General features: G+C 60.7%; 19 protein-coding genes. 7 read left to right on the top strand and 12 right to left on the bottom strand.

Annotated elements, in window-relative coordinates; genetic code table 11:
• Nucleotides 1–43: 43 nt before the first annotated feature.
• From rsmE to ruvX, 4 genes are all read left to right on the top strand, one after another.
• Nucleotides 44–775 carry a 16S rRNA (uracil(1498)-N(3))-methyltransferase gene (rsmE, locus tag KI797_RS05675; RefSeq protein WP_182788154.1) on the top strand — a complete coding sequence of 244 codons (732 nt, stop codon included), beginning with the start codon at nucleotides 44–46 and terminating at the stop codon, nucleotides 773–775.
• A gap of 51 nt (nucleotides 776–826) precedes the next feature.
• Nucleotides 827–1777 (top strand): glutathione synthase, encoded by a 951-nt coding sequence (gene gshB, locus KI797_RS05670; protein ID WP_042650729.1) that lies wholly within the window; start codon nucleotides 827–829, stop codon nucleotides 1775–1777.
• A 207-nt stretch (nucleotides 1778–1984) separates the two neighbouring features.
• On the top strand, nucleotides 1985–2539 hold the full coding sequence (locus KI797_RS05665) for a YqgE/AlgH family protein (protein WP_139435608.1): 555 nt from the start codon (nucleotides 1985–1987) through the stop codon (nucleotides 2537–2539).
• Nucleotides 2540–2594: 55 nt separating this feature from the next.
• Complete coding sequence (ruvX, locus tag KI797_RS05660; RefSeq protein ID WP_025326196.1) at nucleotides 2595–3017, top strand: Holliday junction resolvase RuvX; 423 nt, start codon at nucleotides 2595–2597, stop codon at nucleotides 3015–3017.
• A 27-nt stretch (nucleotides 3018–3044) separates the two neighbouring features.
• Here ruvX and yidZ read toward each other — a convergent pair whose 3' ends face one another.
• From yidZ to KI797_RS05640, 4 genes are all read right to left on the bottom strand, one after another.
• On the bottom strand, nucleotides 3045–4064 hold the full coding sequence (gene yidZ, locus KI797_RS05655) for an HTH-type transcriptional regulator YidZ (RefSeq protein WP_226171918.1): 1020 nt from the start codon (nucleotides 4062–4064) through the stop codon (nucleotides 3045–3047).
• Between the two features lie 13 nt (nucleotides 4065–4077).
• A complete protein-coding gene (locus KI797_RS05650) occupies nucleotides 4078–5247 on the bottom strand; it encodes an MdtL family multidrug efflux MFS transporter (protein ID WP_042649334.1) in 1170 nt (389 codons plus the stop codon).
• A 267-nt stretch (nucleotides 5248–5514) separates the two neighbouring features.
• Complete coding sequence (gene blaMOX / locus KI797_RS05645; RefSeq protein ID WP_226173022.1) at nucleotides 5515–6666, bottom strand: CMY-1/MOX family class C beta-lactamase; 1152 nt, start codon at nucleotides 6664–6666, stop codon at nucleotides 5515–5517.
• 248 nt (nucleotides 6667–6914) lie between these two features.
• Complete coding sequence (locus KI797_RS05640; protein ID WP_041205244.1) at nucleotides 6915–8354, bottom strand: alanine/glycine:cation symporter family protein; 1440 nt, start codon at nucleotides 8352–8354, stop codon at nucleotides 6915–6917.
• 744 nt (nucleotides 8355–9098) lie between these two features.
• Between KI797_RS05640 and tal the strand changes: the two genes are divergently transcribed.
• On the top strand, nucleotides 9099–10049 hold the full coding sequence (gene tal / locus KI797_RS05635; protein ID WP_226171915.1) for a transaldolase: 951 nt from the start codon (nucleotides 9099–9101) through the stop codon (nucleotides 10047–10049).
• A gap of 193 nt (nucleotides 10050–10242) precedes the next feature.
• Complete coding sequence (locus tag KI797_RS05630) at nucleotides 10243–10422, top strand: DUF3545 family protein (protein ID WP_025326190.1); 180 nt, start codon at nucleotides 10243–10245, stop codon at nucleotides 10420–10422.
• 95 nt (nucleotides 10423–10517) lie between these two features.
• Here KI797_RS05630 and KI797_RS05625 read toward each other — a convergent pair whose 3' ends face one another.
• Both KI797_RS05625 and ung read right to left on the bottom strand, forming a co-directional pair.
• Nucleotides 10518–11066: a hemerythrin domain-containing protein gene (locus KI797_RS05625; protein ID WP_041205240.1), complete on the bottom strand. Its 549-nt coding sequence runs from the start codon at nucleotides 11064–11066 to the stop codon at nucleotides 10518–10520.
• 176 nt (nucleotides 11067–11242) lie between these two features.
• Nucleotides 11243–11929: a uracil-DNA glycosylase gene (ung, locus tag KI797_RS05620; RefSeq protein ID WP_226171912.1), complete on the bottom strand. Its 687-nt coding sequence runs from the start codon at nucleotides 11927–11929 to the stop codon at nucleotides 11243–11245.
• Between the two features lie 599 nt (nucleotides 11930–12528).
• Between ung and grcA the strand changes: the two genes are divergently transcribed.
• Nucleotides 12529–12909 carry an autonomous glycyl radical cofactor GrcA gene (gene grcA, locus KI797_RS05615; RefSeq protein ID WP_005330139.1) on the top strand — a complete coding sequence of 127 codons (381 nt, stop codon included), beginning with the start codon at nucleotides 12529–12531 and terminating at the stop codon, nucleotides 12907–12909.
• 100 nt (nucleotides 12910–13009) lie between these two features.
• Here grcA and KI797_RS05610 read toward each other — a convergent pair whose 3' ends face one another.
• The 6 genes from KI797_RS05610 to prfA all read right to left on the bottom strand — a co-directional run bounded on the left by KI797_RS05610 (nucleotide 13010) and on the right by prfA (nucleotide 18649).
• Entirely contained in the window at nucleotides 13010–14293 is a 1284-nt protein-coding gene (locus tag KI797_RS05610; protein WP_226171909.1) for a dicarboxylate/amino acid:cation symporter, read from the bottom strand.
• A gap of 304 nt (nucleotides 14294–14597) precedes the next feature.
• Nucleotides 14598–15452: a 3-deoxy-8-phosphooctulonate synthase gene (kdsA, locus tag KI797_RS05605; RefSeq protein ID WP_005330144.1), complete on the bottom strand. Its 855-nt coding sequence runs from the start codon at nucleotides 15450–15452 to the stop codon at nucleotides 14598–14600.
• Between the two features lie 37 nt (nucleotides 15453–15489).
• The gene (locus KI797_RS05600; protein ID WP_042649337.1) at nucleotides 15490–16290 is read right to left on the bottom strand and encodes a SirB1 family protein; all 801 of its coding nucleotides are present in this window, start codon (nucleotides 16288–16290) and stop codon (nucleotides 15490–15492) included.
• 11 nt (nucleotides 16291–16301) lie between these two features.
• Nucleotides 16302–16685, bottom strand: a complete 384-nt coding sequence (locus tag KI797_RS05595) for a SirB2 family protein (protein ID WP_043133018.1) — start codon at nucleotides 16683–16685, stop codon at nucleotides 16302–16304.
• A gap of 42 nt (nucleotides 16686–16727) precedes the next feature.
• Nucleotides 16728–17561: a peptide chain release factor N(5)-glutamine methyltransferase gene (prmC, locus tag KI797_RS05590; RefSeq protein WP_226171908.1), complete on the bottom strand. Its 834-nt coding sequence runs from the start codon at nucleotides 17559–17561 to the stop codon at nucleotides 16728–16730.
• Nucleotides 17561–18649: a peptide chain release factor 1 gene (gene prfA / locus KI797_RS05585; protein ID WP_041205238.1), complete on the bottom strand. Its 1089-nt coding sequence runs from the start codon at nucleotides 18647–18649 to the stop codon at nucleotides 17561–17563. The genes prmC and prfA overlap by 1 nt, the downstream gene beginning before the upstream one ends.
• Nucleotides 18650–18665: the final 16 nt, after the last annotated feature.

Below are 18665 nucleotides of genomic sequence, written 5' to 3'. Positions count from 1 at the left end.
TCCCATCACCCAACGCGTTCAAGCCAAGAGACTGTGATCAGCCATGCGCATTCCACGTATCTATGAACCGGCCGCCCTGCAGGTGGGCCAGACTCTCGCCCTGTCGGAAGACGGTGCCAACCACATCGGCCGGGTGCTGCGGATGCAGCCGGGTCAGCAGCTCGAGCTGTTCAACGGCGACGGCAACCAATATGCCGCCACCATCACTGCCGTCGGCAAGAAGTCGGTGGAGGTGCACATCGACAGCTGCGAGGCCCGCTCGGTGGAGTCCCCCTTCGCCATCCATCTGGGCCAGGTGATCAGCCGTGGCGACAAGATGGACTTCACCATCCAGAAATCCGTGGAGCTCGGCGTCACCTGCATCACCCCGCTCTTCTCCGAGCGCTGCGGCGTCAAGCTGCCCGCCGATCGGCTGGAGAAGAAGCGCGAGCAGTGGCAGAAGGTGGTGATCAGCGCCTGCGAGCAGTGCGGCCGCAATGTGGTGCCCGAGGTGCGTATGCCCATAGAGCTGGATGCCTGGCTGGCGGAAGAGACCCAGGAGCTCAAGCTCAACCTGCACCCGCGCGCCCCTTACAGCATCAACACCCTGCCGGTCCCCGAGCACGGGGTGCGGCTGCTGATCGGCCCGGAAGGGGGCTTGTCCAGCGACGAGATCGCCCGTACCGTGCAAGAGGATTTCAAGGAGATGCTGCTGGGGCCGCGGGTGCTGCGCACCGAAACCGCCGCCCTGACCGCCATCACTGCGCTGCAGTGCCGCTTCGGCGATCTCGCCTGAAACAGGTTTTAAGAATCTCACTCGCAATCGAGCCACCAGAAGGAATCTCGGATGACCATCAAACTCGGCATCGTGATGGACCCCATCTCGGCCATCAACATCAAGAAGGACTCCAGCTTCGCCATGCTCGAAGAGGCGCAAAAGCGTGGCTATGAGCTCTTCTATCTGGAGATGAAGGATCTTTACATGCAGGCCGGTCGCGCCTTTGGCACCATGCGCCCGCTGACCGTCAAGCATGACTACGCCCACTGGTTCAGCCTGGGCGAGGTGATCGATCAGCCGCTCTCCAGCCTGGACGTGATCCTGATGCGCAAGGATCCCCCCTTCGACACCGAGTTCATCTACGCCACCTACATGCTGGAGCGAGCCGAGGACGAGGGTTGCCTCATCGTCAACAAGCCCCAGAGCCTGCGCGACGCCAACGAGAAGCTCTACACCGCCTGGTTTGCCGAGCACACCCCGACCACCCTGGTCACTCGCCGTGCCGACAAGCTGCGCGCCTTCCACGCCGAGCACAAGGACGTGATCCTGAAGCCCCTGGATGGCATGGGCGGCGCCTCCATCTTCCGCATGAAGGAAGATGATGCCAACGTGGGGGTCATCATCGAAACCCTCACCGCCCACGGCAGCCAGTACTGCATGGCCCAGACCTTCCTGCCCGCCATCAAGGACGGCGACAAGCGGGTGCTGGTGGTGGACGGCGAGCCCGTGCCCTACTGCCTGGCCCGCATTCCGGCCCAGGGAGAGACCCGTGGCAACCTGGCGGCCGGCGGCCGCGGCGAGGCGCGCCCCTTGAGCGAGGCAGATTGGGCCATTGCCCGTGCTGTCGGCCCCACCCTGAAAGAGAAGGGGCTCATCTTCGTCGGGCTCGACATCATAGGCGATCGCCTGACCGAGATTAACGTCACCAGCCCGACCTGCATCCGCGAAATCGAGGCGGCCTTCCCGGTGCATATCACCGGCATGTTGATGGATGCCATCGAACGCCGGCTGGGACAGTGACCCTGATTGACGGGCCGGGGAATGCCCCCTCGAAGCCGTCACCCAGACAGTGACACCACAGGGGCCAACGCGGCCCCTGCTCTTTTCGGTTGCGTGACGATGTGAGCCAGCGCCCGGACTTCCGGTTTCTCTGCGCGAAAAAGCGGTTTTGCCCGCCGCCGTCAACTGCCATAATCACCCCAAATACCTTTGCACTCTTTGATATCTATGCAAACACTGCAAAACCATTTTCTGCTCGCCATGCCGAGCCTCACGGACGCCTACTTCGAACGTTCCTTGGTCTATCTGTGCGAGCACAGCAGCGAGGGAGCCATGGGACTGGTGGTCAACATCCCGGTGGACATGTCCCTGGACGCCATGCTGACCAAGCTCAAGCTGAGCCCACCCGCCACCGCCGAGATGAAACAGCCGGTGCTGCAGGGGGGCCCGGTCCATGCTGATCGCGGCTTCGTGCTGCACAGCTTCCGGCCCGGCTTCAACTCCACCCTGCAGGTGAGCGACGAGATGATGGTCACCACCTCCAAGGACATCCTCGAGACCCTGGGCACGGACGAGGCGCCGGACCACTGGCTGGTGGCGCTGGGCTATGCCGGCTGGAGCGCAGGGCAGCTCGAGCAGGAGCTGGTGGATGGCGCCTGGCTGGTGATCCCCCCCAACCCCAGGCTGGTGTTCGACACCCCCATTCACCAGCGCTGGCAGCAGGCCGCCGCCAGCATAGGCGTCAATCCCCTGCATCTATCCAGCCAGGTGGGGCACAGCTAGCCTTCTCCAAGCGGGCCCCCGGGCCCCTTCTACACATCCAGTTTTAAGGAACTCCATGTCATCACGCAGCATCATGGGCTTTGACTACGGCACCAAGAGCATCGGCGTCGCCATCGGCCAGGAGCTCACGGGCACGGCCCAACCCCTTCGTTCCCTCAAGGCCAACGACGGCATTCCCAACTGGGACGAAATTGAAAAGTTGCTCAAGGAGTGGCAGCCGGATCTGCTCATCGTCGGCCTGCCACTGAACATGGATGGCACGGATCAGGAGATCACGGTACGGGCCCGCAAGTTTGGCAACCGCCTCCATGGCCGCTTCGGCAAGCCGGTGGAGTTCAAGGACGAGCGGCTCACCACCACGGATGCCCGCGCCCGCCTGTTCGAGCGCGGCGGCTACAAGGCGCTGGACAAGGGCAGCGTGGACGGGGTCTCCGCCCAGCTAATCGTCGAAGCCTGGATGGAAGAGCAATACGGTTGAACCCGGGGGCCGGCCAGGCCCCCTGCATCAGGCATCTCCCGCCGGCGCCAGCGCCGCCCCTCCCCCGCCCCACGGGAACAGGGCCAGTCCCTGCGCCGCCATGCCATAGAGCCGCTTCGTCTCATTGCGCAGCCACATCACCTTGGCATCCTGATTGTGACGCTTGTGCCAAAGCAGAATGAAAGCAATCTCCAGCTGGACGTAGAGCTTCTCGGGCAGCGGTAGCGGCATGGCCATCAGGTTGCCGTGGTGACTGGCGGCATAGCCAGCGCAATAGGAGGGCGCCACGGCGATCAGTTCGTGACTCGACTGGGAGGCGATGTGCAGGGCCTGCTCGAAGCTTGCGACCATGATGGGCACCTCCCGCCCTTGCCCCTCATCCTCCAGCAGATCGTCCAGCGCCCAGCTGTCGCTGGCCTCCCACACCACGCTTATCTGGGGACAGGCCAGAAAGTTTTCCAGCGACCACGCCCGCCCGAGCAGGGGGTGATCCTTGCGCAGGAACACCACGGGGCGATCGGTGAACAGCACCTCGTGGTCGATGTAATAGGGCAGCCGGTTGACCCTGGCCTGGGAGCGACCATGGGTCTCCCGGGCGCAGAAGCCGAGATCCGCATCCCCGTTGACGATGTCGTTGAGGGAGTGGTCATCCCACCCCAGCATCCTGACCACAGAGTGGGGGTACTTCTGGTAGATGGTCATGGGCAGCTCGCTCAGGAAGCTGATGCCAAAGGGGGACTCCATCAGCAGGCTGAAGCGGGCCCCCTCGGGGATCGCCTCGCTGTTGAGGGTACTGATGCTCTCGGTGAGCTGGAACCAGGTCCTGAGCTCCTCCTCCAGGGTCAGGGAGAGCTGGGTCGGCTGCAGCCCCTGCCGCACCCGCACCAGGAGGGGATCGTCAAACCAGTCCCGCAGCTTGGCGAGCGCCTTGCTCACAGTCGAGGGGGTGACGCAGAGCTTCTTGGCCGCCCCTGACACACTGCGCTCCTGCATCAGGTGCTTGAAGACCACCAGCAGGTTCAAATCCAGTTCACCCAGGTTGCGCATCTTTCCTCTCCCCTTATCCCCGCGACCGCGCTTCGCGCAGCGCGAGCCATGGTAACAGCCCTTTGACGGCCAGGTAACTGAGCAGGGTCAGCAACAGGGCAGAGATCAGCATCCCGGATGGGGCAACGCCAAGCTGGCCCAGCAACCAGATATAGAGGCCGGAGAGGCTGATCTGCATGATGCAGAGCAGGGCACTGGCAAATGCCGCATGGTGCTGGCACTCCGCCAGCGCCTCCCCCATCGCCACCCCGAAACCGCAGGAGAAGCCGATGCAGACCAGGGCAAAGCCCGGCAGCAGCAAGCGAATGTTGCCTCCCAGCTGCCAGTGGCCGAGCAGGAGGCAGGCCGCCAGCAGGTAGGCCAGATGGGAGAGCGCCAGCACCCTGTGCTTGCCCTGCCAGCGCAGCAGCAACGGTGTCAGGAAGGAGGTGGACATGCTCACCCCGGCCATCACCATCATCACGATGGCGTACTGCTCCGTGGTGAAGCCAAGCCCCTGCATCAGGATCAGCGGCGAGACGCTCACATAGACCAGGATGGCAGTCACGCTGGCACTGGTCAGCAGCGAGTGCAGCATGAAGCGTGAGGATCGCAGCAGGGCAAAGGGCCGGGTTGTTCCCCCCTGCAGGCGGGCCGGGCGGGTTTCCCTGAGCAGCAGCAGGTTGACCAGGCCGCTGACGGCGGCCACCAGCGCCATCGCCACGAAGATCCCGCGCCAGTCGAAGCGGGACAGGATGAGATAACCCAGCACAGGCGCCAGCACCGGGATGACGCAGATAACCCCGTTGATCATGGAGAGCGCCATCGCCAGCCGCGCCTGGTTCAGCACATCCCGCAGCACGGTAAAGGTCATGATATAGAGCGCGCCCGCCCCCGCCCCCTGCCAGAAGCGACCGAGGTAGAACTGACTGATCCCCGTCGCATTGGCCGCCACCAGGGAGGCGATGACAAAGATGAGGGCGCCCCCCTGCACCACCCAGCGACGCCCATGGCGATCCGCAATGATCCCACCCAGCAGTACGGTGGCCGCCATGCCGAACAGGTAGATGGAGAAGGCGGTGTGGATCTGCGCCTCGCTCGCCTGCAGGGTCTGCGCTATCTGGGGCACCGCCACCAGATAGAGATCGATCCCGACCGGATAGAGGATGATCATCAGGAAACTGCACAGCAGGAAAATACCCATGGATGCTCCATTGCAGAGGGCCTCGCCCACGCAGACCATTGATCGACGACCGTTGACGGCATGGGGGACCGGATGAATATGCGAAGCACTATAGGGGGGGCCCCCCTTCGTACCTAGTGAAGAGATGGCGAACGGTAGATTCCAATTTGGAAATCGTAATGTCAGTGACGAGCCATTCTGGCCATTCAGTGAAGAGTGACCGTACCAGCGGCACCAAAGAGTACGCCGGGCAATCCCGGCGTACTCACGTCAATCAGTACAAGCGCATCACTCGGCCAGCTTGCTCAGGATGGCGTGGGCCGTCTCTACCCTGGCCTGGATGGGATAGTTGCGATTGGCCAGCATGACGATGCCAATCCCCTTGGCTGGCACAAAGGCCACATAGGCACCAAAGCCGCCGGTGGAGCCGGTCTTGTTGAAGAGCACCTGGCTGCCCGTCTCGTTGGGGGCGGGCGTCGTCGGGTTGGCCTCGAGGATCACCTTGGCCGAATTGCCTGCAAGCAAGGTCTCTTCGGTCACGGGATAGGTGTAACTCTCCCAGCCGAGCCCCTGAGTCATCCCACCCACCGAGTAAACCCCCTTGTGGGTCAGGGCAATCGCCTGCTGCATCGCCTCGTCCCCGGTGCCTGTCATGTTGGCGCCGACAAACTTCAGCAGATCCGCCGAGCTGGTCTTGATGCCATAGGCCTCGTCCGCCAGGACCCCCGGGTTGACCCTGATAGGTTTGTCCTCTTTCGAGTAGCCATAGGCGTAGTTCGCCATGGCCTCGGCAGGGACCTTGAGATAGGTGTGCTCGAGACCAAGCCCGGGCAGCAGGGTCTGGCTCATCAACTGTTCAAAGGGTTGGCCCAGGCTCTGGGCCGCGAGATGGCCGAACAGGCCGATGCTGGGGTTGGAGTACTGGCGATGGCTGCCCGCCCGATAGGCTGGCGTCCACTGGCGATAGTAGGCACGCATCTTGTCGATGGAATCCACCTCATCGGGGAATTGCAGCGGCAAGCCCCCGGCGCTGTAGGTGGCGAGCTCGGCCATGGTGATACCGTCAAAAGCCGATCCCTTCAGCCAGGGCCCATGCTGACTCACCTTGTCATCGAGCTTGAGCGCCCCCTTCACCACGGCATAAGCCCCAAGCGTTGCCGTAAAAGTCTTACTGACCGATCCAATCTCGAACAGGGTCTGCTCGCTGACACGGGCGCCGCTCTCCCGGTTGGCCATCCCGTAGTTGAAGTAGTGGGCCTTGCCATCTTTCAGCACCGCCACCGCCATGCCCGGGATCCGGTGCTCCTTGAGCACGGGCCGGATACTGGCATCCACCAGGGGGCGCAGGGGATCGGCCTGGGTGTCCGCCGTGGCCTGGGCCAGACCGGCCCAGAGCAGCGTGCTCGCCGTCAGCAATGTCATCCGCACCTGTTGTTGCATGGTCATTTGTCCTCTCGGTTGTTTGGGTTCGCCGCACCTGCGACGAGCTATGGGGCCAACATAACGAGCCAAGGTGTGCTGGATGTGAAGTGGCGTGAAGTATCGTCGCTGTTGCCAGGAAGGCTTTCAGCCAACCCCCCTTGTGAGTCCAGCCATCCCATGCCACCGCCTCGGGCAGGCACAAGCCATATAGAAGAGGGGAGCCAATGGCTCCCCTCTTTCATTATCCAACCAGATCAACGCAGGGCTCAGGCCTGCTTGCTCTTGGGTGGGTTGTCCCAGATCCCAGCTTCCAGCTGGCTGCGGATCTCGGGGTACTTGTTGGCATCGAAGGTGGGAACGCGACCCACCTTGAGCTGATCGTTGTAGTCCTTGGCCAGCTTGATGGCGACACCAGAGAGCAGCAGGATGGCGATCAGGTTGACGATGGCCATCAGCCCCATGGAAACGTCCGCCAGGGCCCACACAGTCGGCAGCTCACCCACGGAGCCGAACATCACCATGCCCAGCACGAACATCCGGAACAGCATCAAGCCGCCCTTGTGGTTGTGCTCCAGGAACACCAGGTTGGTCTCGGCGTAGGAGTAGTTCGCGACGATGGAGGTGAAGGCGAAGAAGAAGATGGCCGCCGCGATGAAGATGTTGCCACCACCACCGACCTGGGAGGAGAGCGCACGCTGGGTCAGCTCGACCCCGGTGACCCCTGAACCTGGCTCAAACTGGCCGGACATCAAGATGATGGCGGCAGTACAGGTACAGATGACGATGGTGTCGAGGAAGACCCCCAGCATCTGCACATAACCCTGGGACGCCGGGTGCGGCGGATAGGGCGTCGCGGTCGCGGCGGCATTGGGCGCAGAACCCATGCCGGCCTCGTTGGAGAAGAGACCACGCTTGATGCCGTTGATCATCGCCTGGGAGATGGCGTAACCCATGGCCCCTGAACCCGCCTGCTCGATGCCGAAGGCAGACTTGATGATCAGGACAAAGACCCCGGGCAGCTCGCTGATGTTCATGGCCACCACGAACAGTGCCATCAGGATGTAGGCCAGCGCCATGAAAGGCACCACCAGTTCGGCGAAGCGGGCGATACCGCGGATGCCACCGAAGATGATGAGACCGGACAGCACCACCAGTGCCAGGCCGCTCACCCAGTCAGGGATGCCGAAGGCGACGTTCATGGCCAGGCTGATGGAGTTGGCCTGCACCGCGTTGAACACCAGGCCGAAGGCCAGCAGCAGACAGAGGGAGAAGACCACCCCCATCCAGCGCATGCCGAGGCCGCGCTCCATGTAGTAAGCCGGACCGCCGCGATAGTTGCCGTCTTCATCCTTGACCTTGTAGAGCTGGGCCAGGGTACTCTCGACGAAGGCGGTGGCCATGCCGATGAAGGCGATCAGCCACATCCAGAAGATGGCACCAGGCCCCCCCAGATAGATGGCGACGGCCACACCGGCCAGGTTGCCGGTGCCCACACGGGCAGCCAAGCTGGTACACAGGGCCTGGAAGGAGGAGATGCCGGCACTGTCGGATTTGCGGCTATTGCGCAATACCGAGAACATGTGGCCGAAGTGACGGACCTGGATAAAGCCCAGGCGGAAAGTAAAGAAGAGTCCGACCCCGATGAGCAGGTAAATGAGCACGGCTCCCCACATCAGGTCGTTAATCATTGCAATCAAGGTGTCCATAATTCTCTCGTTGTTATCACATCCATGGTCAGTCTGCGCTGACCGCTCTCTGTCAATTTCCGAATTAGCATTGCGCCGAAGGGGCGGAATCTAGCATAGGGAGGGAATTCAGAATAGTGATAGGGCTCACTGGAAAGACAAAAAACGAGCGGTTTGATGCAAAAAAGCTTCATTTAGCACGCAAATAATCAACAAAACTTGATGCATCACTCCACATCCGACAATGAAGACCCAAAGGAGAATCATTCTACCATGACTCCCATGGCAGTAAAAATGGATGAAAGAAAAGACCCCGGGAAGACAAGCGTTTGCCTCTGAAGCCACCCAGGCAGGAGGGTGTCACGCCAAACGTTTTACACGTAATTAAATTTCAAGTAGCTGACAATAGTATTTGTGTGACACACTGCACAGAATGGAGAATCAACTAAAAAAGTTGCTTTTTTGCCGGTCGCCGGCCGCTGGTATGAAATCAATAAAAATCGTTTTTTATCATACACTTTCATCCCATCACGCCCCCCCCTCCCACCACCTGGGTGATTCGCATACAAGCCCCCCTATTGCAGGAAGCGCTACATCCGTATTAATTAGGCAGGCAGTGGCGATGGGCCTTCCCCATCGTGCTTTTCTGAGCCTGAGTCGCCGGGATTTTGTAATTTAATTTCAGAACGGCCGTCTCACGCCCGCCACCCCCGAGCCTGCGCCCTCACCAAGAGAGTGCGCCCTCATAAAGAGATGATATTTGCCATGGCCGATAAATTAACCCAGCTGAAAGCCCTGACCACAGTTGTCGCCGATACCGGTGATATCGAAGCCATCAAGCGCTACCAGCCCATCGATGCCACCACCAACCCCTCCCTGGTGTTGAAGGCATCCGAGATCCCCGAGTACGCGGCGCTGATCGAAGACGCCATCAGCTGGGCCAAGTCCCAGAGCCAGGACAAGGCACAGCAAATCATCGACGCGGGCGACAAGCTGGCGGTCAACATCGGTCTGGAAGTGCTGAAAATCGTTCCGGGCCGCATCTCCACCGAGGTGGATGCCCGTCTCTCCTTCGACACCGACGCCAGCATCGCCAAGGCCCGCAAGCTGATCCGCCTCTACAACGAAGCCGGCATCAGCAACGATCGCATCCTGATCAAGCTGGCCTCCACCTGGGAAGGCATTCGCGCCGCCGAAGTGCTGGAGAAAGAAGGCATCCAGTGCAACCTGACCCTGCTGTTCTCCTTCGCCCAGGCCCGCGCCTGTGCCGAAGCTGGCGCCTTCCTGATCTCCCCGTTCGTGGGCCGCATCCTCGACTGGTACAAGGCCAAGCACAACCGTGACTACACCGCGAGCGAAGATCCGGGCGTGGTCTCCGTCACCGCCATCTACGACTACTACAAGCAGCACGACTACCAGACCGTGGTGATGGGTGCGAGCTTCCGCAACACTGGCGAGATCCTGGAACTGGCTGGCTGTGACCGCCTGACCATAGGCCCGGCCCTGCTGGAAGAGCTCAGCAAGACCGAAGGTACCGTGGTGCGCAAGCTGAACTACACCGGTGAGCGCAAAGCCAAGCCGACCCCCATGACCGAAGCGCAGTTCCGCTGGGAGCTGAACCAGGACGCCATGGCGGTCGAGAAGCTGGCAGAAGGCATCCGTCTGTTCGCCGTCGATCAGGGCAAACTGGAAACCATGCTGGCCAGCCACCTGTAAAAAGACGGCCTAAGCCATCTCGGGCAGCCCCTTCCACAGGAGGGGTTGCACCGATAAAACCGGGCTCCCGCAAGGGCAGCCCGGTTTTTTTTATCTGCCTTCCCGTTTGTCACAACTTGGTCATAAAAACGTTTTATTTTCAAATGCGTCGTGTTATACGGATGGTGAAAACCATAAAACCAAGGAGGGAGCCATGGACATGTTCAACTTCGATTTTGACGAGGTCGTTGAGCTGGGTTCACGTAGCCGCGGGACAACGGGAAAGAAACGTAAATGGCGTGAGATCGAGGCGCTCAAAGACAAGCACCGCCTGCAGAAGGAGCTGCAAGCCATCGATATCGCCTATGAAGGTTCGGAAGAACTGGAGCTGTAGCGCCACCGCCGTCACGATGACGGCACAGACGTGCTGACACATAAAACAAACGCCCCGGCCAAGCCGGGGCGTTTGTTTTTTAGTCCACCTGCCATTCAGGACGAGGGGGGCAACGAGAGCTGCTTGGCCAGCGCCTGGAAGTGCTGGCTCACCTCGACCCCGAACAGGGGATCATTGATGGCCCTGTTCTGCCAGAGCTGCTCGAGATGGCGCCAGTCATCCTCGGTCAGGGAGTCACGCAGATGAGGGAAGATCACCCCCTCCTCGTAGTTCATGTGCGCCTCCTGCTGCTCGATGAACTGCTCCAGCTTGGCGGTAAACTGCTCCAGTGGAATGACCGCATCCATCAGGATCATCTCCACCATCTCCTTGAGTTCGGTACCGGCCACCAGCAGGCTGGCGTGCTCCTCATGCAGGCGGTTGGCGACCTCTCCCTCCACCACCCTGTATTTCAGGTAGTAGTCATAGATCATGTCTTCCTTGGGGTGATGGTGCTTGTCGGAGACCTCCCGCAGGTAGTCCACCACGTCCCGCAGCAGGAAATAGCTCACCTGCTGTTCATGGCGGATGGCGGCCAGCTTGTGCTTGAGCAGCGTCAGCAGCCTGGCGATGTTGAGATGGTCCTTATGCAAACTGGATAACATGGGCACTCCTTGCACTGAATTGAAAAAGATCCTGTCTCGAGTATACGGTCATTTATTACGCGAACTTTGCACTCAATCAAGTCAGATGCACACAATCCTCGCCCGACCGCCGGTACCAGCCCAAGCGATGCAGACGACCCTGCGCGCCCTTGCCCACCCAGAGGCGGGAAAGGCGGTCAGACCGGCACGGGCTGGCTATGGCAGATAGAGAGCCAGTCGATAGGGCTCATCCCCTGCTGCACCAGCAGGCGGTTTGCCTCCGAAAAGTGGCCACACCCGATGAAGCCGCGGTGAGCGGACAATGGGCTGGGATGAGGGGCCGTCAGCACATGATGACGCGCCCGGTCGATGAAGCGTCCCTTCTTCTGGGCATGAGCTCCCCACAGCAGGAAGACCACCCCCTGACAGTGGGAGTTGATCCGCTCTATGACCCTGTCGGTGAAGGTCTCCCAGCCCAGATGGGCATGGGAGTGGGCCATACCCGCCTGCACCGTCAATACCGTATTGAGCAACAGTACCCCCTGGGTTGCCCAGGATTCCAGGAAACCGTGACTGGGTGTGACAAATCCCGGCAGATCCCGCTGCATCTCCTTGTAGATGTTGACCAGGGAGGGGGGCGTACGCACCCCTGGCAGCACGGAGAAGCAGAGGCCGTGCGCCTGATCCGGTCCGTGATAGGGGTCTTGCCCCAGGATCACCACCTTGACACTGTCCAGCTCGGTCAATTTGAAGGCATTGAACACCTCGGTGGCCGGAGGATAGATGACCTTGCCCGCTTCCCGCTCCTCCCTGACTGTCGCCAGGGTTGCCTTGAAATAGTCCTGCTCTTTCTCCGAGCCGATCACATCCTTCCAGGTCAGCACGCCAGTCTCCTCTCTCTGTGAATCCACTACCTCTGACACCCCAATATCCTCAATGAATGCAGCAAGGGGCTCAGGATAGGGGGCCAGGCAGCAAGACGCAACCGTGGCTCGGCTCTGGGAGATGGCCGCACATGCATCCCGGTGTCCGCCTCCCCCCTTGGCGCCCTGTCTATCGAGATGACGATCGATGGCCGCAGCCATCGGCGCACTGGCGGCCACGCCACCTGGCCACCCAGCGGCGCCCTACCCTGATCTGATTAGGCACCCACCTCTGACCTTGTAAGGAAAATAACGGCTAAAGATGTAGTTAAATTACTAGATATACCCAATAAAAAATGCATAATTCATATATCTTACGAAATCATAAAAATGATTTATTTTTGATTAATCTCAATGAATTAATCCCTTTCATTGCGCGCAAAATGCGCCTTTATTGATTTGGATCAATTTTCGTATTATTACCATCGTGGTATATATGACCCCAACGAAGTAAAGGTGTAAGGCAAGGCCCCGTTAAATCATCCCGTCATCAAGGTGGTTTAAAAACATCAGGGTAATGTGCTTACCGTTGAATCCGCTTTCCTATGAGGAGTCATACCATGATCAAGGGCATCCAAATCACCCAGTCCGCCAACGCCGCACTGCTGAACTCTTTCTGGCTGCTGGACGAAGAGAAGCAACAGGCTCGTTGCATCTGCGCCAAGGGCGACAGCTTCGCCGCCGATCAGGAAGTCAGCGTCTCTGACCTGGGCCAGTTCGAATACCGTGAACTGCCGGTCCAGACCGAACCCGTGGTCGAGGGGGGTCAACACCTGAACGTCAACGTGCTGCGCCGCGAGACCCTGGAAGACGCCATCGCCAACCCGGAAAAGTACCCGCAGCTGACCATCCGCGTCTCCGGCTACGCCGTGCGTTTCAACGCCCTGACCCCGGAACAGCAGCGTGACGTGGTCACCCGTACCTTCACCCAGAGCCTGTAATACCCTCTGCGGTCATCTGCACCATGAAAAACGGCCCACGCGGGCCGTTTTTTTATGGGCAGAAGTGTGGGTTTCCCCCTCCCTGGGTAACGCCTGGCAGCTATCCGTGCTGATTGACCTTCTGTACGGTGGCCGGGTTGGCGAGCACCTCGTTCATCTGCTGCTCATCGAGCTGACCGCAGTAACGCGCCACCACCACAGTGGCCACCCCGTTGCCGATCAGGTTGGTCAGAGCACGCGCCTCCGACATGAAGCGATCTATCCCCAGGATCAGCGCCAACCCGGCGAGCGGCAGATGCCCCACCGCAGAGATGGTAGCCGCCAGCACGATGAAGCCGCTGCCGGTGACCCCGGCCGCCCCCTTGGAGGAGATGAGCAGTACCACCAGCAGGGTGAATTGCTGGAACAGATCCAGCGGCGTATTGGTCGCCTGAGCGATGAAGACGGCCGCCATGGTCAGGTAGATGGAGGTGCCATCCAGGTTGAAGGAGTAACCGGTCGGGATCACCAGGCCCACCACCGACTTCTTGCAGCCGAGCGCCTCCATCTTCACCAGCATGCGCGGCAATACGGATTCGGAAGAGGAAGTCCCCAGTACGATCAGCAGCTCTTCCCGAATATAGGAAATAAAGCGCACTATGCTGAAGCCATTTGCCCTGGCAATGCTGCCCAGCACCATGAAGATGAATAACAGGCAAGTCACATAGAAGCAGGCAATTAACTGGCCGAGCTGAACCAGCGAGCCGATACCATATTTCCCTATGGTAAACGCCATGGCACCAAAGGCGCCAAACGGTGCCAGTTTCATGATCATGTTGATGATGCCGAAAATAACCTGGGAGAAGCTGTCGATCATATTGAAGACTAATTTCCCCTTCTCGCCGATATGATGCAGGGAGAAGCCAAACAACACCGCAAACAGCAACACCTGAAGAATGTTGCCGCTGGCAAAGGCACCGATCACGCTGGCCGGGATCACGTCAAGCAGGAAGGCGATGATGCCCTGGGACTTGGCTTGTTCGGCATAGGCCGAGATGGCGCTGGCATCCAGCGTGGCGGGATCCACGTTCATGCCGACCCCGGGTTGCAGCAGGTTGACCACGCACAGCCCGATGACCAGGGCTATGGTACTCACCACCTCGAAGTAGAGCAGCGCGATGGCACCGGTTTTCCCCACCGCCTTCATGCTCTCCATGCCGGCGATGCCGGTCACCACTGTGCAGAAAATAACGGGGGCAATGATCATCTTGATTAATTTCACGAAGCCATCACCCAGCGGCTTCATATCAGCCCCGAGGTCGGGATAGACATGTCCCAGAAATACCCCCAGGGTGATCGCGAGCAGCACCTGGAAATAAAGGCTGCTAAATACTTTCTTGTGCATGATTAACGTCCTGTTAATTAATTGACATCTCATATGGCAGAAATAGGCATGCAGGGCACCGTCACGAGACAATATCCTTATCTCGCTGGCGTCATGCTATTTCGTCATCGCAACGGCGCCACTTTCACACGTTATAAGAAGCAATTAAGAGACATCAATCACACAACATATTTAACACCATTAACACCACAGCAACCTGAATGTATTTGGTCGGCGATGTATTTAAGACCCCAATGAAAACATTCTGGATATAAAAATGCCCCGCATGGCGGGGCACCTGGCATCACTAAACCGGCGTGCTGGATCAGACGGAGGTATCCAGCGGTTCGAAGCCCTTGATGAGGTCGTCGATGGCCTTCATCTGCTTGAGGAAGCCTTCCAGCTTCTCCAGCGGCAGGGCGCTCGGGCCATCGCAACGGGCCACTTTCGGGTCCGGGTGTGACTCGATAAAGAGACCGGCCAGACCGACCGCCATGCCGGCACGAGCCAGCTCGGTCACCTGATCACGGCGACCGCCTGAGGCCGCTCCCAGCGGGTCGCGGCACTGCAGGGAGTGGGTCACGTCGAAAATCACCGGATAACCACCTGTGGTCTTCTTCATCACCCCCAGGCCCAGCATGTCCACCACCAGGTTGTCATAACCGAAGTTGGCACCGCGCTCGCACAGGATCAGCTGATCGTTGCCGCACTCCTCGAACTTGTCGGTGATGTTCTTCATCTGACTCGGGCTCAGGAACTGCGGCTTCTTGATGTTGATGACGTTGCCGGTGCGGGCCATGGCCTCCACCAGATCGGTCTGGCGCGCCAGGAAGGCGGGCAGCTGGATGACATCCACCACCTCGGCAACCGGCTTGGCCTGATGCACTTCGTGCAGATCCGAGATGACCGGCATACCGAAGGTCGCCTTGAGCTCCTGGAAGATCTTCATCCCCTCTTCCAGACCCGGACCGCGGTAGGAGTGGATGGAGGAGCGGTTGGCCTTGTCCCAGCTCGCCTTGAACACGAACGGGATGCCCAGCTTGCTGGTCACTTCCACGTACTTCTCGCACACCGCCATCGCCATGTCGCGGGATTCCAGCACGTTCATGCCGCCAAACAGCACGAAGGGTTTGTCGTTGGCGACGTCGATCGCGTTGATCTTGATATTCTTCTGTTCCATCTCGGCATCCTTAAGTAAAGAGGCTTCCCCAGACCCCTCAATGGAGGGGCTTGGGGCTAAGATCCAGGCTGGCCAGCTGGGTTTTCAGCACATCGGCCACAGGATCGTCCGGGCATTGTTCAATAAAGTATTCAAAATCGTCGGCGGCGAAGCGGGGGCAATCGAGTTGCTCGTAGATGAAGCCCCGATCCCGCGTCTCCAGCGGATCACCGGGCTTCATGCGCAGCAGCAGCTCGCTGCAGCGCAATGCTTCTGTCATGCGCTCCTCCCGCAGCAGGGCCCCCTTGTTGACGTTGAGCAGGCGTTCGATGATCTCCCACTGTCCTGCAGGCTGCAGATGGTCATCGCTTAAGGTAGCCAGGTTGCCGAGGGCACCGCGCAGCAGCAGCTCGATGCGATGCAGGCTCAGCTCGTCACCGTTGAAGGGGTCCACATAGACCTCCCCCTCCAGACCGGCGAAGCTCACCAGGAAATGGCCCGGGAAGCAGATCCCTTCCACATCCAGGCCAATCTTGCGACCCAGCTGGATGATGAGGATGCCAAGGCTCACCGGTATGCCCTTGCGCTGCACCAGCACCTGGTTCAGGTCGCAGTTGGCGGCAGAGAAATAATCCTGCCAGTCGCCCCGAAACCCTAAGGTCTGGTAGAAGCCCTGCAGCAGCTGACGGCGCACCTCGTCACAGTCCCCTTCGACTATGGCCTCGTCCAGCCAGGTATCGAGGCGGGCCAGCTCGGCCTCTCCCGCGCCGCCATGGCCCAGGATCTCGTCGCTCACCGACAGCGCCAGTTCGGCCAGGTCGTGGGCCTCGAAGTCGGTCCACTCATCCACACGTATCATCGTCGTCATCCCTAACCGAACAGGTTGGCCTGCTTTTGCACCGCCAGCTTGGCGATAAAGAAGATCCACCCCAAGGCGCCCAGGAAGGCAAACCAGCGGATGCTGTTGCTGCGCGCCAGGCGCAGCGCCATCATGCCGAGGAAGGCCACCGCCAGCACGGCGCTCAGCTTCTCGCTGAGCCAGGGGATCCCGTTGTTGAGGGGATTGAGATCCAGCACCATGCAGAGCAGCACGCCGGAGAGCACCACCAGGCCATTGAGCCAGCCGCTGGCCTGCAGCACCCGGCCGTTACGGGCATGAATGGAGCCGGTTTGGGCCCAGTAAAAGCGCAGCATGAACATCAGCACGGCCCCGACAATCAGGGTGAGGTGCAGATGTTTGAGAACAACATACATATGGTTTCCTTGCACAGGGGCGGACAGTTCCGCCCGTCATCATCACGGCGCCAGACGACCCAGGGTCACCCGCTCGTTATCCCCATAATCCCGCACGGTTTCCACCTGGCAGTAGCCCTGTTGCAGCAGAAGCTGACGCACCACTGCCCCCTGCTCCCAACCGTGCTCCAGCAGGAGCCAGCCCCCCGGGCACAGATGGGCGGGGGCACCGGCGATTATCAGGCGAATGTCCGCCAGCCCCTGCTCGTCCGCCACCAGGGCGGAGCGCGGCTCGAAGCGCACATCCCCCTCGTCGAGATGGGGATCCGCCCCGTCGATATAGGGCGGATTGGAGACAATCATCGCAAAACGCGGTGCATCCGCCAGGGGCTCGAACCAGCTGCCGTCCCGCACTGCGATGGGCAACCCCAGGGCGGCGCTGTTGGCGCGGGCCAGGACGGCGGCGTCCGGCATCCGATCCACCGCCCATACATCGGCATCCGGTCGCTCTGACTTGAGCGCCAGCGCGATGGCGCCGGTGCCGGTGCCGAGATCCAGCAGGGCACAGGGGCCGGCCGGCAAGCGCGCCAGCGCCTGCTCCACCAGCACCTCGGTGTCGGGGCGCGGGATCAGGGTGGCCGGGCTCACCTTGAGCGGCAGGGACCAGAACTCCCGCTCGCCGATGAGGTGGGCGATGGGTTCGCCATTGAGACGGCGTTCGAGCCAGCCCTGCAGGGTCACCTGCTGGGCGGCATCGAGCTCGCGCTCAGGCCAGGTCATCAGGTAGCTGCGCCGGCAATCCAGCAGATGGCAGAGCAGCGCATCGGCGTCGGCACGGGGGGATTCCCCAAAGGCCAGGGTCGCCATGATGTGGGCACGAGCCTGCTGGATCTGCATTAGTTGCTCTCGGCCAGGGAGGCGAGCTGATCCGCCTGATACTCCTGCACCAGGGGCGTGATGACGCAATCCAGATCCCCTTCGAGGATCTCCCCCAGCCGATAGAGGGTGAGGTTGATGCGGTGCTCGGAGAGGCGACCCTGGGGGTAGTTGTAGGTGCGGATACGCTCGGAGCGATCGCCTGAGCCCACCAGGTTGCGGCGGGTGCTCTGCTCGGCGGCGCGGTGACGCTCGTCCTCGGCCGCCTGCAGGCGGGCAGAGAGCACAGACATCGCCTTGGCGCGGTTCTTGTGCTGGGAGCGCTCATCCTGGCACTCCACCACCAGCCCGGTGGGCAGGTGGGTGATGCGGATGGCGGAGTCGGTCTTGTTGACGTGCTGACCACCGGCCCCGGAGGCGCGGAAGGTGTCGATCTTCAGCTCGGAGGGGTTGATCTCGATCTGTTCGGCTTCCGGCACTTCCGGCAGCACGGCCACGGTACAGGCGGAGGTATGCACCCGGCCCTGGGATTCGGTCTCGGGTACCCGCTGTACCCGGTGACCGCCGGACTCGAACTTGAGGCGACCGTAGACGTGCTCGCCGTCCACCTTGGCGATCACCTCCTTGTAGCCACCGTGCTCGCCGTCGTTGCAGCTGACGATGGAAACGCGCCAGCCTTGGCGTTCGGCGTAGCGGGAATACATGCGGAACAGATCCCCCGCGAAGATGGCCGCCTCGTCGCCACCGGCGCCGGCACGGATCTCGAGATAACAGTTGTTGTCATCCTTGGGGTCCCGCGGCAGCAGCATCACCTGCAGCGCCTGCTCCTGCTCCTCGAAGGTCGCCTTGGCGAGCGGCAGCTCCTCCTGCGCCATCTCGCGCAGGTCGGCGTCATCCTCTTCCAGCATCATCTTGGTGGTCTCGAGGTTCTCCTCTGCCTGACGGAAGCGCTGGAAGGCGTGCACTATGTCTTCGAGCTGGGCATATTCCCGGGTCAGGGCACGGTATCTGTCCTGATCCGAGGCGACCCCGGGCTCGCCGAGCAGGGCCTGTACTTCTTCGTGGCGCTCGATGAGGCCTTCCAGCTTTCTGATCAATGACGGGTTCATAAATCTTGTGTTCTCG

This window comes from Aeromonas media (assembly GCF_020423125.1).
Classification (GTDB): Bacteria; Pseudomonadota; Gammaproteobacteria; order Enterobacterales; family Aeromonadaceae; genus Aeromonas; species Aeromonas media.
This window is presented reverse-complemented; position numbering and strand designations above follow the sequence as displayed.

Excerpts from the sequence above, each read along its gene's own strand:
- KI797_RS05640 (WP_041205244.1), bottom strand. The coding sequence starts at position 8,354 with ATGGACACCTTGATTGCAATGATTAACGACCTGATGTGGGGAGCCGTG.
- KI797_RS05630 (WP_025326190.1), top strand. The coding sequence starts at position 10,243 with ATGGACATGTTCAACTTCGATTTTGACGAGGTCGTTGAGCTGGGTTCA.
- KI797_RS05665 (WP_139435608.1), top strand. The coding sequence starts at position 1,985 with ATGCAAACACTGCAAAACCATTTTCTGCTCGCCATGCCGAGCCTCACG.
- tal (WP_226171915.1), top strand. The coding sequence starts at position 9,099 with ATGGCCGATAAATTAACCCAGCTGAAAGCCCTGACCACAGTTGTCGCC.
- blaMOX (WP_226173022.1), bottom strand. The coding sequence starts at position 6,666 with ATGCAACAACAGGTGCGGATGACATTGCTGACGGCGAGCACGCTGCTC.
- kdsA (WP_005330144.1), bottom strand. The coding sequence starts at position 15,452 with ATGGAACAGAAGAATATCAAGATCAACGCGATCGACGTCGCCAACGAC.
- ruvX (WP_025326196.1), top strand. The coding sequence starts at position 2,595 with ATGTCATCACGCAGCATCATGGGCTTTGACTACGGCACCAAGAGCATC.
- rsmE (WP_182788154.1), top strand. The coding sequence starts at position 44 with ATGCGCATTCCACGTATCTATGAACCGGCCGCCCTGCAGGTGGGCCAG.
- grcA (WP_005330139.1), top strand. The coding sequence starts at position 12,529 with ATGATCAAGGGCATCCAAATCACCCAGTCCGCCAACGCCGCACTGCTG.
- KI797_RS05595 (WP_043133018.1), bottom strand. The coding sequence starts at position 16,685 with ATGTATGTTGTTCTCAAACATCTGCACCTCACCCTGATTGTCGGGGCC.
- prmC (WP_226171908.1), bottom strand. The coding sequence starts at position 17,561 with ATGCAGATCCAGCAGGCTCGTGCCCACATCATGGCGACCCTGGCCTTT.
- KI797_RS05600 (WP_042649337.1), bottom strand. The coding sequence starts at position 16,290 with ATGATACGTGTGGATGAGTGGACCGACTTCGAGGCCCACGACCTGGCC.
- prfA (WP_041205238.1), bottom strand. The coding sequence starts at position 18,649 with ATGAACCCGTCATTGATCAGAAAGCTGGAAGGCCTCATCGAGCGCCAC.
- KI797_RS05650 (WP_042649334.1), bottom strand. The coding sequence starts at position 5,247 with ATGGGTATTTTCCTGCTGTGCAGTTTCCTGATGATCATCCTCTATCCG.
- KI797_RS05625 (WP_041205240.1), bottom strand. The coding sequence starts at position 11,066 with ATGTTATCCAGTTTGCATAAGGACCATCTCAACATCGCCAGGCTGCTG.
- yidZ (WP_226171918.1), bottom strand. The coding sequence starts at position 4,064 with ATGCGCAACCTGGGTGAACTGGATTTGAACCTGCTGGTGGTCTTCAAG.
- KI797_RS05610 (WP_226171909.1), bottom strand. The coding sequence starts at position 14,293 with ATGCACAAGAAAGTATTTAGCAGCCTTTATTTCCAGGTGCTGCTCGCG.
- gshB (WP_042650729.1), top strand. The coding sequence starts at position 827 with ATGACCATCAAACTCGGCATCGTGATGGACCCCATCTCGGCCATCAAC.